Below are 949 nucleotides of genomic sequence, written 5' to 3'. Positions count from 1 at the left end.
TCGCGAGGTGTGTCAGAGAGAATGCACCAGATCGGGCTGGAAATACCCATCAGCCGCGTGAGGGGTTATGGGGGATCTTGGCGTAGTTCGCGTCGGGTCGCAACCCGGGCCTCGTGGGCGGTCTTCAGTCCGGCGCGGCGGGCGCCGGATCGCCTCGCCACGGCCTTGGTGCTCATCGTCGGGCGTGACGTAGCCGATGCCCTCATGCAGCCGCACCTCGTTGTAGAACGTGCGGATCGCGTCCAGTTCGGCCTCCAGCTCGCCCGGATCGGTGATCTTGTCCAGGTATGGGTGCTCGTCCTTGACGTGCCCGAACAGCGACTCGATCCAGGCCTGGTCGTTCGGGGTGCCGGGCCGGCCGAAGTGCGGGGCGATACGCGCGCCGGCCATGAACACCCTCGTGACCGAGGAGGTCATCCGCGGCCCGTTGTCCGACAGCGCGAGCAGTACCGGGAAGGCGTCGTGGTCGGGCACCTGCCCGCCGCGCAGCTCGGCCAGGAACGCCTCGTCCTCCAGCGGATGGGCCTTGCCCAGCACCCGCAGGGCGCGCGTGTAGGCCACCTCGACCTGGGTGGAGGTCTCCTCCGGCGAGACCACGGTGGCCAGCCAGTACCGCGACACCACGTCCATCACCGCGATCACGCACCAGCGCGGCAGGCCACGGAAATGGGTGAAGTCGTAGATCGTGACCACGCCCGGCACCAGCTCGGCCCAGCCGGGCAGTTCCCGGCGCGGGCGACGCTCCCGGCGGGGCCGTTCGACGACCGTGATCCCGGCCGCCTGCAGCACCCGCAGCACCGTCGATCCCGAGGCGTAGAACGCCTCCAGCCGCGAGCCGCGGTGGGCCAGTTTGCGGTGCGAGCGGTCGATCTCCAGCCACTCCTCGGCGATCTTGACGATCGCCTCGCGCTCCCACGGCAGCAGCGCGTGCAGCGCGATCTCGGGGCCG

1 protein-coding gene is annotated in these 949 nt (G+C 70.1%); it reads right to left on the bottom strand.

Annotated elements, in window-relative coordinates:
* Window positions 1-12 precede the first annotated feature (12 nt).
* A partial coding sequence (locus E1294_RS52065; RefSeq protein WP_132520799.1) for an integrase core domain-containing protein occupies window positions 13-949 on the bottom strand: 937 nt, incomplete at its 5' end.

The organism is Nonomuraea diastatica, from assembly GCF_004349015.1.
Taxonomy (GTDB): domain Bacteria; phylum Actinomycetota; class Actinomycetes; order Streptosporangiales; family Streptosporangiaceae; genus Nonomuraea; species Nonomuraea diastatica.
Note: the sequence above shows the minus strand (reverse complement) of the source record. Positions and strands in the feature narration are given on the sequence as shown.